Source organism: Alsobacter sp., assembly GCF_059501845.1.
In genome coordinates, this window is the sequence record NZ_JCACDK010000020.1 from 69,450 (window position 1) to 84,277 (window position 14,828).

Consider the following 14,828-nt stretch of genomic DNA (forward strand, 5'->3'; position numbering starts at 1 on the left):
CCGTTAACCCCCTCGGAATCTCTCAAACGCCCCGACCGGAGAGACGTGCCGCATCTTTCCGAATCGGTCTGATCTGAATCCGGAGCCGCTGATTTGTCCAGAGGTTAATGCGAGGTTGACGCTACCGAGTGCCCCATGTGGCGAAGCAATCCTACCCCGAAAGAGGTATAGCTGCGCAAAGATGAATGACGTTGTTCTTCTGCGAGTCAGGCCAGCGAGCGGACGACGATGTCCGAGACATCCGGGGACAGGGAATTCCGGTCCGCAATACGCCGCAACTGGGCCTCGGCGAGCCCTCGCCGGACGGGTTCAAGCGATCGCCATGTCCTGAACGAACCCAGCAGCCGTGCTGCGACCTGCGGGTTGGTGCCGTCGAGGGTGAGGACGATATCGGCCAGGAACGCGTATCCGGCTCCATCGGCGCGATGAAACTGCGACAGGTTGCCCATGGCGAAGCTGCCGATCAGCGACCGGGTGCGGTTGGGATTGGCGAGCGAGAATGCCTCGTGACCCATCAGGCCGCGAACGCGGTCGAGCGTTCCACCCTCCGGAATGGCAGCCTGGAGCGCGAACCATTTGTCGAGCACCAGTGGATCGCCCGAATAGCGGCGCGCGAATTCGGCAAGGGCGTTCTCCCGCGCCTCCCCGGGGATCACAGACAATGTCGCCAGGGCCGCGAAACGGTCCGTCATGTTGTCGGCGGTTTCAAACTGACGGGTTGCCAGGACTGCTCCGCGCTCCGGGTCACAAGCCGCGAGGAGGTCGAGGGCAGCATTGCGCAGGGCGCGGCGTCCGGCGCTCTGTGCATCCGGACTGTAGCTGTCGGACGATGCGCGCGCGGCGTAGACCGCTTCGAGCGTGTCGGCGATGCGCCGGCCCAGCGAAGCGCGAAGCGTTCTGCGTGCTGCGAGAACGGCATCGGGATCGATGTCCGATCCAATTTCCCGGGCGATGTCGGTCTCGCTGGGCAGGGCCATCACCTGCGCCGCAAAGGCGTCGTCGCTGGTGGACGCAAGCAGTTCGCCCAGTGCCTCGGCGAACCGGGGATCGGGGCGGGGCGCGCCGAGCGCCTTCGCAGAGTCCACGCCGGCGATAAGAAGCCGCAACGCAAAGGTCTGTGCTGCCTGCCAACGATTGTAAGGATCCGAGTCGTGCTGGAACAGAACCAGCAGGTCCTCCGGCGTCAGGTCGAGGGTCAGCCTGACCGGAGCAGAAAACCCGCGCAGGATGGACGGGATGGGCCGGACTTGGACATCACTGAAGACGATCGACCCGCTTGCCTGGGTGAGGGCATAGACGCCGGTGCCCCCCTCGGAGGTCTCCGCGAAGGGCGCGTCCGTCCGCAACGGAATAGCCGTGCCGTCTTCTCCGACGAGCCCGAGGCGGATGGGGATGACGACGGGTTCCTTGGTGGACTGGCCGGGGGTGGGCGGCGTCGTCTGGGCGAAGTCCAGCTTCAGCGTGCGGGCAGCCGGATCGTACTCCGACTGCACGACGAGCGTCGGGGTACCGGCCTGCCGGTACCAGGTCGCGAAGCGGCCGAGATCCATTCCGCTGGTCTCGGCGAAGCAGGCCAGGAAGTCCTCTACCGTCGCGGCGGTACCATCGCAGCGGGATAGAAAGAGATCCATGCCGGCACGGAAGGCGCTGTCCCCGACGAGGGTCTTCAGCATCCGCACCAGCTCGGCGCCCTTCTCGTACACCGTCGCCGTGTAGAAGTTGTTGATCTCACGGTAGAGGCTTGGCCTGACGGGGTGGGCGAGGGGGCCTGAATCCTCACTGAACTGCTGCGCGCGCAGGTTGCGTACGTCAGCGATGCGCTTCACCGGCCGCGACCGCTGGTCGGATGTGAATTCCTGGTCGCGGAAGACCGTCAGGCCCTCCTTGAGGCAGAGCTGGAACCAGTCTCTGCAAGTGATGCGGTTGCCGGTCCAGTTATGGAAGTACTCGTGCGCAATGATGGCTTCGATGTTGGCATAATCCGCGTCGGTCGCGGTTTCAGGGCTCGCCAGCACGTACTTGTCGTTGAATATATTGAGGCCCTTGTTCTCCATCGCACCCATGTTGAAGTCGGACACGGCGACGATGTTGAAGACGGACAGATCGTATTCGCAGCCGAACGCCTCCTCGTCCCAGCGCATGGAGCGTATCAGCGCGTCCAGCGCGTAGGATGCGCGGTCTTCCTTGCCCGGCTCGACATAGATGCCGAGCTCGACCTTGCGGCCGGAGCGCGTCGTGAAGGTGCCGCCGACGCGGCCGAGCCGTCCACCGACGAGGGCGAACAGATAGCAGGGCTTCGGATGCGGATCATGCCAGACCGCGAAATGTCGGGCGCCCTCCAGCGTGCCGGTCTCGACCAGGTCTCCGTTGCCGAGCAGGACGGGGGCCTCTGCCTCGTCAGCCGTGATCCTCGTCGTAAAGACCGACATCACGTCGGGGCGGTCAGGGAAGTAGGTGATGCGCCGGAATCCTTCCGCCTCGCACTGCGTGCAGTAGGCCCCGGACGAACGGTAGAGCCCCATCAGCTTGGTGTTGGAGGATGGGTCGATGACGGTCTCGACCCGAAGCGTGAACGGCCGCTCGGGCACATGGGGGATGACGAGGCGCGTATCGGTCTCTTCGTAAAGGCCGTCCCTGAGTTCGCGGTTGTCGAGCCAAACGCCTTCGAGCGTCAGTTCGTCTCCATCCAGAATGAGGGGGGAGCCGGGGATCCCCGATGGGTTTGGCGCAATGCGCAGCGTCGACACCACGCGCGTCGCGTTCGGGTTGAGATCGATGTCGAGGGACACCGTCTCCACGAGGTAGTCCGGCGGCCGGTAATCCTCCAGGCGAACGGGAACGGAGGACTCGGTGCGCATGTCGGGGGAAGCTCCACTCCGGTATTCGGGACACGCCCTTATTTCAGACGCCGACCGGCCCCTCAAGCCTCGGGACACCCTCCTGCGGCGGGCGATGAGGTTCGGTGTGCGTGACAATCCGTACGATCTCGGGAACGTCCGAACGCACGAGATGCTCCAGCTGGTCCACGCGGTCATGCACCGTCGTGACGTCGAGCGCGGGATCGACGCGGCAGTGAAAGTTGACGACGAGCCCGTGTCCCGTCTCGCGAACACGGACACTGTGGACATCGGCGACCGCCCCGGTTTCGGCGGCGTGGCGGATAAGCGAGTCGCGCACGCGTGCCGCCCGGGCCCCTTCGAGATCCCGGCCTTCCAGGTTTGCCACCACCAGCGGCTCGATATGGGTCTCCACCTCCGTGTCGGGTCCAAGCTCCTCGCGAATGGCCGCCTCCAGGCGCGACGCGATGGTGTGGGCGGCGCCCAGTGACATGCGCCCGTCCACCTCGACGTCGAGACTGACCGACAGGCGTCCCTCCAGCTGCTGAACCGTGACGTGGTGGACCGGCACGCGGCGCCGCGCGCTGATCAGGAGAACGCGCTCCAGGACGGTCTCCTCGTCGAGCGCACGGGGCTCAGTCGTCACGATAACGGTTGTCTCGGGCATTTCGGCCGAGACGGATTCGGCGATGCGGGCCTTGATGGCGGTGACCCGCTCCAGCGGCAGCGTCCGCGAGACGCCGATGTGGATGTCCGCGAAGACGCTCGCCCCCACCGGACGGGCCCTGACGTCCTGCACCTCGACGACGCCCGGCACCGCAGCGGCGATGGCGCGCAGCCGCGTCGCAACCCCTGCGGGGGCGGTGTCGACGAGCGCGTCGATGGTGCTGCGCCCGAGACGCCACCCTGCGATGGCGATGAAAACGGCGACACCCATCGCGGCGAAAGTGTCCCCCTGCTGGAACCCGAAGACGGTTGCGCCGAGCCCGATGAGCACGAGGATCGAGGAGACGAGGTCCGATGAGAAATGCAGCGCATCGGCCGCCAGGGCGTGGCTCCTTGTCTCCTCAGCCACGCGCTTGAGCGTGCGGTAGCGGAAAAAGTCCACGACGATCGAGATCACGAGGACGGCAAAGGCCAGAGGCGTGGCGTCGACCTCTGCCGGGTGCCCGAGCAGCCGGCGTGTCGCCTCCCAGAGCACGAACACCGCGAGCACCATCAAGAGCCCGGTCTCGATGAGGGCAGCAACGGCTTCGATCTTGCCGTGGCCGTAAGGGTGCTCCTCGTCGGCCGGCTTGTCGGCGGCGCGTACTGCGAAATAGGTGAGGATGGTGGCCCCGGTGTCGAGCAAGCCATGCCCCGCCTCGGAGATGAGGGCCAGGGAGCCCGACATGACACCCGCGACGAGCTTGCCCAGCGTCAGCAGTCCACTTGCCGCAATGGACCAGAGCGCGACGGACTGCTTCGTCTGTGCGTGATCGCTCATGGGGCCTCCACCTTGGCCGGGCGTACAGGCTCCCGGCCGGGGGATCAACCGGGAGGTGTCTCGGCAAGCACGCCGTACGGATCCGCGAAGATCTGGAATCCGTCGCGCCGGGCAATGCCGGCCAAAGTCAACCCGTGCGATCTGGCCAGGTCGACGGCCAATGCTGTCGGCGCCGAGATGCCGACGAGAGCGGTGGCGCCGCAGGCGAGTGCCTTCTGCACCAGCTCGAAGGAGAGCCGGCTGGTGACGAGAAGGAAGCCCTCGGCGGGGCTTCTGCTCTCGCGAGCCAGTGCGCCGATCAGCTTGTCCAGCGCGTTGTGCCGGCCGACATCTTCCCTGACCTGCTGCAGCGCCCCGGCCGCAGAGGCGAACGCCGCGGCATGGACAGCGCCGGTGTCCGCGTTGAGGCTCTGGAACGCGGGCAGCGCGTCGAAGGCCGCGGCGATCGCTTTGGCCGAAACGACGGGCGTGGTCGTATTCGCGGGATACCGCCGCACGGCCTGTTCCAGCTCGACGACCCCGCAGATGCCGCAGCCGGTCTGGCCGACGATGTTGCGCCGGCGGTTCATTACCGCCCGGCTCCGCTCGTCGGCGATCCGCACCTGTGCCAGGACACCGAGCGAGACAGGCCGGATGTCGATCGCCTCGATCTCGGTGGCCTTCGAGACGACCTCCTCGGTAAGCGAGAAGCCGGTGACGAAGTCTTCCAGGTCGACGGGGCTCGCCATCATCACTGCATAGGCGAGGCCGTTGTAGGAGATGGAGACGGGGGTTTCGGCTGCGAGAATCCGCTCCCGCGCGGTGACGGTCCCGTCTCGCGCTACGAAGGGAGCGGCTGTCGTGAGGGATGGCGCCGGCAGCGCATCGAGGAGCTCGATCCCGTCCTCACTGTCGGCGTCTGCACTCACGAGCGGCTCCGATCGGCGCTGGCCTGCAGCGGCCCTTCCCCTATAAAGACCCTAGGGCGAAAGCGGCCTTGCCGCCAGAACGCCCACAGACACGAGACTGGGACGGAAGCGATGGAATATCTCCACACCATGGTTCGCGTCGGCGACCTCGACAAGGCACTCGACTTCTACTGCAAGAAGTTCGGTCTCGTCGAAGTGAGGCGCATGGACAATGAGAAGGGGCGCTACACGCTCGTTTTCCTGGCGGCTCCCGATGATGTCGAGCGGGCCAGGGACAGCAAGGCGCCGCTGCTCGAGCTCACCCATAATTGGGACGAGAAGGACTATGCAGGCGGCCGGAACTTCGGCCATCTCGCCTACCGGGTCGACGACATCTACGAAACCTGCGACCGGCTGCAGAAGGCGGGCGTGACCATCAATCGGCCCCCGCGCGACGGCTACATGGCCTTCATCAAGTCGCCCGATGGTATCTCGATCGAACTTCTCCAGAAGGGCGAGCCCAAGGCTCCGGCCGAGCCCTGGACCTCCATGCAGAACACCGGAACGTGGTGAAGCTCCGGGCGCCCGCACCTTCGGGGAGGCGGGCGCCGGGATCGCGAAGGGGAGTGGTCGGATGAGCGGGCAGGTGCGGCTCTTCGGAGACGTCGACGGAATTCCGGTGCATGAGGTGACGCTGCAGAACGGCGCTGGCGCGACAGCCGCGATCATCGGCTGGGGCGCCGCGGTGCGGGACCTGCAGGTTCCCGCGCCCAAAGGCGGGCTGCAGCGCGTGGTGCTGGGGCTGGAGACGCTGGAACACTATCGCCAGCACTCTCCGTATTTCGGCGCCATTGCGGGGCGTTACGCGAACCGCATCGGCCATGGCCGCTTTGTTCTCGACGGCAGGGTCTACGACCTCGACCGCAACCAGGCGGGCAAGCACACCCTGCATGGCGGAAGCCGAGGCCTCGGGAAGCGCGCCTGGCAGCTGGCTGACCACGGCCGTGACCACGCCACTTTCACCGTCGTGACCGCCGACGGCGACCAGGGCTTCCCGGGAACGCTGACGGCCACCTGCGTCTACCGTCTGCTCGAGCCCGGTACTCTGCGGGTGGAACTCTCGGCGACGACGGATGCGCCCACGGTCTGCAACCTCGCCCACCATTCCTACTTCAACCTCGACGGCTCGCCGGACACGCTCGACCACGAGATCGAGATCCCGGCCGACTTCATCACGCCGGTGGATGCCGACCTCATCCCGACCGGCGAGGTCCGGCCAGTCGAGGGGACGCCGTTCGATCTGCGAAAGCTTCGCACGATCCGGCATCCCGGCGGCGAGGGCGGAAAGCCCTTTCACTACGACCACAACTTCGTCCTCGGCGGGCGCAGGCCGTCCATCGCCGAGCCGCTGCACCGGGCCGCGCTCGTCCGCTCGCCGCGGAACGGCATGACGCTGGCCGTCGAGACCACCGAGCCCGGCGTGCAGTTCTACGACGGCGCGAAGATCTCGATCCCGGTTCCGGGGCTTGGGGGCGCGACCTACGGCGGCAATGCCGGTTTCTGCCTCGAGCCGCAGAAATTCCCCGACAGCCCCAACAAGCCGCACTTCCCTGATCCGACCCTGAGGCCGGGGGATGTCTACCGGCAGGTGACGGAGTACCGCTTCGCCTGAGGCGCACTGGCACGTCTGTTGGCGCTTGGCTGGACGCAAGCAAGACTGCCGGAAGCCCTGACAATCACCTGCACATGCAGCAATGATGCTGCATGGAGTCGGCCCGCCGGGCCGGTGCAGGGTACTGCTCGCGCTCGACGATGGCGAACGACGCCGCCACCGCCCCTCGTTTCTCGGCCGCCCCTCCGGCAAGCCGGATGGCCGCGGTGCGCCGCCTCGCGCCGGGCATCGCCCTGTCGGCCCTGGTGGCTCTTTTCGCGTATTGCGCCGAGCCCTTCACTGTGGCTGCACTCCGCGGCGTAACCGGGACATCGATCGGCATTCCCGCCGTCGTGCTCGCCCTCGTGGCAGGGATGGCGCTGAACCCCGTGGCGGCGCGCCCGCGCTGGGAGCCGGGCATGGCGTTCTGCGTAAAGAAGCTGCTGCGCATCGCCATCGCCCTGCTCGGAGTGCGCATCGCACTGGGGGACATTGCCGCCCTGGGTGCCGGCACGGCCATCCTCGTAGTGCTCGCCATGGCGGCGACGATCGTGTCCGGGGTTCTGCTGGCGCGGCTGTTCGGCCGCGACGATGCGTTTGGCGCCCTCGCAGGCGCGGCGACTGCGGTGTGCGGAGCATCTGCGGCCCTCGCCACGGCCTCCGTGCTGCCCCGCACCGAGACCCGCGACGCCGACACCGTCTTCACCGTGGTGGCGGTCAACTTCCTCTCGACAGTGGCCATGCTGGCCTATCCGCCGCTCGCCTCGGCGATGGGCATGGACGCGCTGCATACCGGCATCCTGCTGGGAGCCACGATCCACGACGTCGCACAGGTCGTCGGCGCCGGCTATGGCGTCTCGGAGACGGCGGGCAACACGGCCGTGGTCGTAAAGCTGTTCCGCGTCTTCCTGCTTCTGCCGGTGGTGATCGGCATCGGCTGGTGGTTTGCCCGCAGCGGCGGCGACGCCGGAAGGGCGCGGGTACCGGTGCCGGTGTTCGCGATCGTGTTTCTCGTGCTGGCGCTGGTGAACAGCCTCGGTCTCGTCCCGGCGCCGGCGAAAGCCGTTGCGGGTGAGGTCTCGCGATGGGGCCTGCTCGTTGCCATCGCGGCGCTGGGGCTCGGAACATCGGTCACCGCCATCATGCGCGTGGGCTGGAAGCCGGTGGTCATCGTGTGCGGCACCACGACAGTGATCTTCGCCGTCGTGGCCGCCGGGCTGCCGCTGCTGCGCTGAGCCCAGCTTGCCGCGCGCCGAAGGCGCTGCCACGGTGCGGCCATGCAGCCGTCCCGTGCTCTTTACTCTCCCGCCTTTCACTATTTCGGCGCCGTGGCCGAAGCCGGCTCGATCCGCGGCGCCGCGAGGCGGTTGAACGTCGCGTCGTCGGCGATGAACCGGCAGATCCTCCTTCTGGAAGATGCCATAGGCGTCCCGCTCTTCGAGCGCAGGGGCCGGGGACTGCGACTGACGGCCGCGGGCGAGATGCTGCTGAGGCACGTCCGGGCGACCCAGCGCGACCATGAGGGAACGCTCGCCGACATCGACCAGCTGCGCGGGCTGCGCCGCGGCCGGGTGCAACTCGCCACCGTCGAGAGCGCTTCCGTCGGTCTGATGCCCGACCTCGTCGAAACGTTCGCGGCCCGGTTCCCCGGCATCGAGATCGGCGTCGTGGTGGCAGGCTCGGCTGCTGTGGCCACCATGGTCGAGGCGGGAGAGGCCGACATGGGGTTTACTTTCAACCCGCCGCCCAGCGCCGGATTGTCGGTCGCGTTCCGGCGCGACCTGCCCGTCGGCGCCATCGTTGCGCCCACTCATGCTCTGGCGGAGCGCGAGAGCGTGTCCCTCGCCGAATGTGTCGACTACCCGCTCGCCCTGCCGGCAATAGGGCTGTCGCTTCGCGATATCCTGGATGCGGGCCTCGGCACCATCGCGCGGCGGCCGAGGGTCGTGCTGGAAGCGACGTCGCTGAAGGTCATGGCCCTGATGGCCAGGCGCGGGTCCGTCGTCACGTTCCAGACGCGGATCGGGATAGAGGAGGACCTGAAGGATGGTCGCCTCGTCTTCGTTCCGGTTCTTGAACCGAAGCTGCCCGTGGACCGCTTCAGCCTTGTCACGGCGAACGGCCGCAGCCTGAAGCTCGCGCCGGGCGCCTTCTTCGATCATGCCCGCGAGAGGCTGAAGGCACTCCTGCCCGAAGCATGAGCGCAGGCGCACCCTTTTTGCGCGCCTGCTCGCAAATTGCGTGCACTCCTGACGAAACAATGCGCTTTGGCGAGCGCTCGGCATGCGCCATCATGTTTGCCATGAAGCTCACCACGCATGTGCTCGACACCGCCCAGGGCAGGCCGGCCGCAGGCCTGCGCATCGTGCTGACCCGCCTTCGGGACGCGGCGGTGCTCGCCGACGTCGTAACCAACGCCGACGGCCGGGCCGATCGGCCACTTCTGGAGGGCGGCGAGGCGGTGGGGCAAACCTACGAGCTGCAGTTTCACGTCGGCGACTATCTGCGCGCCAGCGGCGTTGCCACCCCCGGGACGCCCTTCCTCGACGTCGTGCCGGTCCGCTTCGGCGTTTCGGAGGACCAGCACTACCATGTGCCGCTCCTCGTCTCGCCTTACGGCTACTCGACCTATCGAGGGAGCTAACCCATGACGCGTAAGGCCATCCGCATCCTGCGCCGGGGCCAGGTCGTCGAGCTCGACAATCTGCCGCCCCGCACGACGCTGCTGGACTGGCTGCGCTTGGGCGAGGGATCCTGCGGCACGAAGGAGGGGTGCAACGAGGGCGATTGCGGCGCCTGCACCGTCGTGCTCGGGCGCGAGAGGGACGGCAGGATCGTCTACGAGCCTGTCAACTCCTGCATTCTCCTCGCGGGGCAGGCGGACGGGGCGGAACTCATCACGGTGGAGGACCTTGCCGGGCCCGACGGCCTTCACCCCGTCCAGGACGCCATGGTCCGCCACCACGGGTCGCAGTGCGGCTTCTGCACCCCCGGCATCGTGATGAGCCTTTTTGCCCTGGCTCATCGATCCGTCGATGCACCCTCGCGCGATGGGGCCAGCGACGCGCTGGCGGGCAATCTCTGCCGCTGCACCGGTTACCGCCCTATTCTCGATGCGGCGCTGGACGCCTGCGCCGGCCCTGTCGACGATGCCTTCGCCCGGCGGGCGGCCGCAACGCTGGAAGTCCTTCGATCGCTCGACGACGAGGCCGACCTGTTCGTCGGGACAGACACGGCGTTCTTCGCTGCGCCCGCGACCGAGGATACGCTGGCCTCCCTGCTCGTCCGCTTTCCGGACGCGACCATTCTCGCCGGCGCCACCGATGTCGGGTTGTGGATCACCAAGCAGCTGGCGCCGATCGAGCGGATCGTCTGGCTCGGCCGGATCCGATCCCTTCAGGTCATCGAGGACGGACCCGAAGGGATCGCATTGGGGGCCGGCGTCACCCACTCTCGCGCCCATCCCTTGCTCGCCGCCATCGACCCGGATCTCGGCGAGATCATGCGCCGCTTCGGCTCGGAGCAGGTGAGGGTTTCCGGCACCGTCGGTGGCAATATCGCGAACGGCTCGCCCATCGGCGACCTCCCGCCGGCCCTGATCGCGCTCGGCGCGACGCTGGAGCTCCGCAAGGGCGATCGGATCCGCACGCTGCCGCTGGAAGACTTCTTCCTCGCCTACCGCAAGCAGAACCGGGAGCCTGGCGAGTTCGTCCGCCGGGTCATCATTCCGAAGCCCGGGCCCGATGACCACGTCCGCGCCTTCAAGGTCTCAAAGCGACGTGACGAGGACATCTCTGCTGTGATGATGGCCTGCCGCGTCACGGTGGTGAACGACGTTGTCACCGCGGCCCGGATCGCCTTCGGCGGCATGGCGGGCGTGCCGAAGCGAGCTCCTTCCGTCGAGCAGGCGCTCACCGGATTGTCGGTGGGTTCGGGCGAAAGCTGGCGCAAGGCTGCTGACGCGGTCGCCGCGGACTTCTCCCCGCTCGACGACCATCGCGCCTCTGCCGCCTACCGCCTTACCGTCGCGCGAAATCTCGTGGTGAAGGCCCTGGTGGAGATCGCGGGTGCGCCCAGCAGCATTACCCGGGTCGCGGGCTTCCGGGAGGTGGCTCATGCGGCTGAATGAGCATGGGAAGGAGGCGCGGCCGTGAGCGCCCGAGCCCTTGACCAGGACGACACGGCGCTGCGCCACGTTCGCCAGCCGCTGGCGCACGACTCCGCCTACAAGCACGTCCAGGGTGCTGCGCCCTACATCGATGACCTGCCGGAACCCAGGGGCACGCTTCACCTCGCCATCGGCGGCGCGCCAATTGCGCGCGGCACAATCGCCTCCATCGACCTCGATGCGGTGAGGGCCGTGCCGGGCGTCGTTGCCGTCATCACCGCGAAGGACGTGCCCGGCCGCAACGACATTGCGCCGGCCCTCGCGGACGAACCGCTGCTCGCCGACCGGGAGATCATCTGCCACGGCCAGCCGGTCTTCCTCGTCGCCGCCGAGACGCGGGACGCAGCCCGCCGTGCCGCGCGCCTCGGTCGGATCGTCGCCGAGGCGGAGGCGCCGAGCGTCACGGTTGAGCAGGGCATGGCGCGCGGCGAGATGGTGCTTCCCGATTACGCCTTCGGCCGCGGCGACGTCGAAGCGGCGCTGAAGGCGGCGCCCGGGACCCTCGCGGGGACCTTCCATATCGGCGGTCAGGAGCATTTCTACCTCGAGGGGCAGATCGCCATGGCTGCGCCGGGCGAGGACGGCTCCGTTCACGTGCATTCCTCGACGCAGCACCCGACCGAGGTGCAGCACGTCTGCGCCCGCATCCTGGGCATCCCGGATGCCATGGTGGTGTGCGAGATCCGCCGCATGGGCGGCGGCTTCGGCGGCAAGGAAAGCCAGGCGACCGCCTGGGCGGCCATGGCCGCGCTTGCGGCGCGCGTGACCGGCCGGCCCTGCAAGCTGCGGCTGGACCGAGACGACGATTTCGTGCTCACCGGCAAGCGCCACGACATGCGCGCCGACTGGCGCGTCGGCTTCGACCCCAGCGGTCGCATCGAGGCCTATGATGTGGACTTCGCCGTGCGTTGCGGCTGTTCGGCCGACCTCAGCCAGGGCGTGGTGGACCGGGCCATGTTCCACGCCGACAGCTCGTATCATCTTCCCCACGTCCGCATCGGCACGAGGCGGGTGAAGACGAACACGGTGTCCAATACCGCATTCCGTGGATTCGGCGGCCCTCAGGGCATGCTGGCCATGGAACGGGTCATCGATGCCGTGGCCTGGAAGCTCGGCCTCGATCCGCTCGACGTGCGGCTCGCAAATCTCTACGGCCCCGATCGGGAACACACGCCTTACGGCATGGCCGTCGAGGATCATGCGGAAGGCCGGGCGCTGCTGGAGCGGCTCGCAGAGACCTCGGACTATCGCGCCCGCCGCGAGGTCGTGAAGGCCTTCAACGCCGGCTCGCCGATTCTCAAGAAGGGCCTTGCGCTCACGCCGGTGAAGTTCGGCATTTCCTTCACGCTGACACATCTGAACCAAGCCGGCGCGCTGGTGCATGTCTACACGGACGGTTCGGTGCACCTGAACCATGGCGGCACCGAAATGGGGCAGGGGCTGTTCCAGAAGGTGGCGCAGGTCGTGGCCGAGGAGTTCGGCATCGGCATGGACCGGGTCCGCATCACGGCCACGACGACCGACAAGGTCCCGAACACGGCCCCGACCGCCGCCTCGTCGGGCTCCGACCTCAACGGCATGGCGGCGCGCATCGCTGCGGGGCAGATCCGCGACCGCATGGCCGAAGTGGCCGGAGATCTCCTCGGGGTCCCGGCCGCGGAGGTCGCGTTCCGTGACGGACGCGTCTTCGCCGGCAATGAGAGCATGGGCTTCGCCGAACTCGCCAGGGCCTGCCACGTGGCCCGCGTCCAGCTTTCGGCGGCCGGCTACTACAAGACGCCCAAGGTGGTCTGGGACCGCGCCAAGGCGCAGGGCCGCCCATTCTTCTACTTCGCCTGGGGCGCCGCCTGCGCCGAGGTCGTCATCGACACGATGACCGGCGAGAACCGGGTCTTGCGCGTGGATATTCTCCACGATGTCGGAAAGTCGCTGAACCCGGCCATCGACATCGGGCAGATCGAGGGCGGCTTCGTGCAGGGCATGGGCTGGCTGACGACCGAGGAACTTGTTTTCGCCACCGACGGCAGGCTGCTCACCCATGCGCCGTCGACCTACAAGATTCCCGTCGCCTCCGATGTACCGGCCGATTTCCGCGTGTCGCTGTGGGACGGTGCATGCCGGGAGGACTCGATCTACCGCTCCAAGGCGGTCGGCGAGCCGCCCGTGATGCTGGCGAATGCAGTCTTCTCGGCCCTGGCCGATGCGGTGCACGCCTGCGCGCCAGGGCGGCACGTGCCGCTGGATGCACCGGCGACGCCGGAGGCCATTCTCAAGGCGTTACAGACGCTTGCGGGTGAGGATTCGACAACGGCATGAGGCGCTTGAATCAAAGTCTCAGCTGCGGAGGGGCAGGCCGATGATCCCGGTCTGGTCCCGTCTGCAGGATGCGGTGGAGGCGGATGGGATTTCCGCCCTGGTCAGCGTCGTTGCCGTGTCCGGGTCGGCCCCGCGCGACGCAGGCGCATACATGGTTCTGCGCTCCGACGGCGGTTTCTGGGGCACGGTCGGGGGCGGCGAGCTGGAATGGCGCCTGATGGCCGAGGCGCGGGACATGATCTCAGCCGGCCAAAGTGTCGCGCGCCGGCGTGACTGGCCGCTCGGACCGGATCTGGGCCAGTGCTGCGGCGGCAGGGTTGCTACTGTGGTCGAGGTTTTCACCCGCCAGGATCTTGTCTCCCTGCGAGGCCTCGCGGCACGAGAGGTGGTCGAGACATTCACGCTGCAGGCCCGCATAGGACCGGACGGACGGGTCCATCGCGAGCCGGCGACGGATGTCGTTCCAGCGGGCGGCTGGCTCGAGAGCTTCGGCGATTCCAGCTCGGCGTTGTTCCTCTTCGGGGCCGGGCATGTCGGCCGCGCGCTGGTGCTCGCACTGGCGCCCCTGCCGCTTCGCGTCGTCTGGATCGACCCTCGTCGCGAAGCTTTTCCGTCGCACATGCCGGCCAATGTGAGCGCCATCCACTCTCCCGACCCGCCTTCGGAACTCGCCGCCGATCTTGTCGGCGCCGATGTGATGGTCATGACGCACTCACACCCGCTCGACCTCGCCATCGTCGAGGCGGCGCTCCGGCGTCCGGATCTCGGCCACGTCGGGCTGATCGGCTCCGCCACCAAGCGGGCGCGATTCATGACCAGATTGCGCGCTGCCTCGCTCGGCGAGGCCGCCGCGCAGCGGCTCGTCTGTCCCATCGGCGTGCCCGGCATCGCCGGCAAGGAACCCGCCGTGATTGCCGCCTCGGTGGCGGCGCAGCTCCTGCAATGGCAGAACGAGGCGATGGTGCGCCGGCCCCGGCCGGCGCCGTCCCTACGCCTAGCAGGAGCCAGACGATGACCGTTGAAGCCGCCGACCGCACCTTCCTCAAGCGCGCCGTGGATCTCTCCTACGACCACATGCGCTCCGGCGAGGGCAAGCCCTTCGGCGCCGTCCTGGTGCTCGACGGAAAGCTGGTCGCAGAGGGCTGGAACAGCGTCTTCGCCAGCAAGGACCCCACCGCTCACGCCGAGCTGATGGCAATCCGCCGGGCCTGCAAGGTGCTCGGCACGGCCGATCTGTCGGGTGCCACGCTCTACGCTTCGGGCGAGCCCTGCCCGATGTGCCTCGGTGCCATGTACATGGCCCGGGTCGCGCGCTGCTTCTACGCGACCACCGTGTCGGAGGCGAACCGCATCGGCAACGTGTCCGAGGCGGTCTATGCCGAATACGCCAAGGCGCCGGCGGAGCGCGCGCTGCCCTGTGTGCATGTACCCATGCCGGAGGCGAGCGCCGCCTTCGACGAGTGGCTGACGCGCGCCGGCTGAA

The 14,828-nt window shown here is 67.8% G+C and carries 12 protein-coding genes; 9 read left to right on the plus strand and 3 right to left on the minus strand.

Annotation, left to right across the window (positions count from 1 at the left end):
- Window positions 1-206 precede the first annotated feature (206 nt).
- From pepN to fdhD, 3 genes are read right to left on the minus strand one after another with little or no spacing between them, the layout of a single operon-like run.
- Entirely contained in the window at window positions 207-2,858 is a 2,652-nt protein-coding gene (pepN, locus tag AC5JCN_RS24765; RefSeq protein ID WP_495757811.1) for an aminopeptidase N, read from the minus strand.
- A 43-nt stretch (window positions 2,859-2,901) separates the two neighbouring features.
- The gene (locus AC5JCN_RS24770; protein WP_495757812.1) at window positions 2,902-4,323 is read right to left on the minus strand and encodes a cation-efflux pump; all 1,422 of its coding nucleotides are present in this window, start codon (window positions 4,321-4,323) and stop codon (window positions 2,902-2,904) included.
- 44 nt (window positions 4,324-4,367) lie between these two features.
- On the minus strand, window positions 4,368-5,231 hold the full coding sequence (gene fdhD, locus AC5JCN_RS24775) for a formate dehydrogenase accessory sulfurtransferase FdhD (RefSeq protein WP_495757813.1): 864 nt from the start codon (window positions 5,229-5,231) through the stop codon (window positions 4,368-4,370).
- 111 nt (window positions 5,232-5,342) lie between these two features.
- Here fdhD and gloA point away from each other — a divergent pair, with 111 nt between their 5' ends.
- The 9 genes from gloA (at window position 5,343) to AC5JCN_RS24820 (ending at window position 14,827) form a co-directional block, all read left to right on the plus strand.
- On the plus strand, window positions 5,343-5,783 hold the full coding sequence (gene gloA, locus AC5JCN_RS24780) for a lactoylglutathione lyase (protein WP_495757814.1): 441 nt from the start codon (window positions 5,343-5,345) through the stop codon (window positions 5,781-5,783).
- Between the two features lie 61 nt (window positions 5,784-5,844).
- Window positions 5,845-6,882: an aldose epimerase family protein gene (locus AC5JCN_RS24785; RefSeq protein ID WP_495757815.1), complete on the plus strand. Its 1,038-nt coding sequence runs from the start codon at window positions 5,845-5,847 to the stop codon at window positions 6,880-6,882.
- A 92-nt stretch (window positions 6,883-6,974) separates the two neighbouring features.
- Window positions 6,975-8,096, plus strand: a complete 1,122-nt coding sequence (locus tag AC5JCN_RS24790; protein WP_495757816.1) for a YeiH family protein — start codon at window positions 6,975-6,977, stop codon at window positions 8,094-8,096.
- A 42-nt stretch (window positions 8,097-8,138) separates the two neighbouring features.
- Window positions 8,139-9,062 carry a LysR family transcriptional regulator gene (locus tag AC5JCN_RS24795; protein ID WP_495757817.1) on the plus strand — a complete coding sequence of 308 codons (924 nt, stop codon included), beginning with the start codon at window positions 8,139-8,141 and terminating at the stop codon, window positions 9,060-9,062.
- Between the two features lie 92 nt (window positions 9,063-9,154).
- Complete coding sequence (gene uraH / locus AC5JCN_RS24800; protein WP_495757818.1) at window positions 9,155-9,505, plus strand: hydroxyisourate hydrolase; 351 nt, start codon at window positions 9,155-9,157, stop codon at window positions 9,503-9,505.
- 3 nt (window positions 9,506-9,508) lie between these two features.
- On the plus strand, window positions 9,509-10,990 hold the full coding sequence (gene xdhA / locus AC5JCN_RS24805) for a xanthine dehydrogenase small subunit (protein ID WP_495757819.1): 1,482 nt from the start codon (window positions 9,509-9,511) through the stop codon (window positions 10,988-10,990).
- A 21-nt stretch (window positions 10,991-11,011) separates the two neighbouring features.
- The gene (gene xdhB / locus AC5JCN_RS24810) at window positions 11,012-13,345 is read left to right on the plus strand and encodes a xanthine dehydrogenase molybdopterin binding subunit (protein WP_495757820.1); all 2,334 of its coding nucleotides are present in this window, start codon (window positions 11,012-11,014) and stop codon (window positions 13,343-13,345) included.
- Window positions 13,346-13,385: 40 nt separating this feature from the next.
- Window positions 13,386-14,360 (plus strand): xanthine dehydrogenase accessory protein XdhC, encoded by a 975-nt coding sequence (gene xdhC / locus AC5JCN_RS24815; protein ID WP_495757821.1) that lies wholly within the window; start codon window positions 13,386-13,388, stop codon window positions 14,358-14,360.
- Window positions 14,357-14,827: a nucleoside deaminase gene (locus tag AC5JCN_RS24820; RefSeq protein ID WP_495757822.1), complete on the plus strand. Its 471-nt coding sequence runs from the start codon at window positions 14,357-14,359 to the stop codon at window positions 14,825-14,827. Before xdhC ends, AC5JCN_RS24820 begins: the two co-directional genes overlap by 4 nt.
- Window position 14,828: the final 1 nt, after the last annotated feature.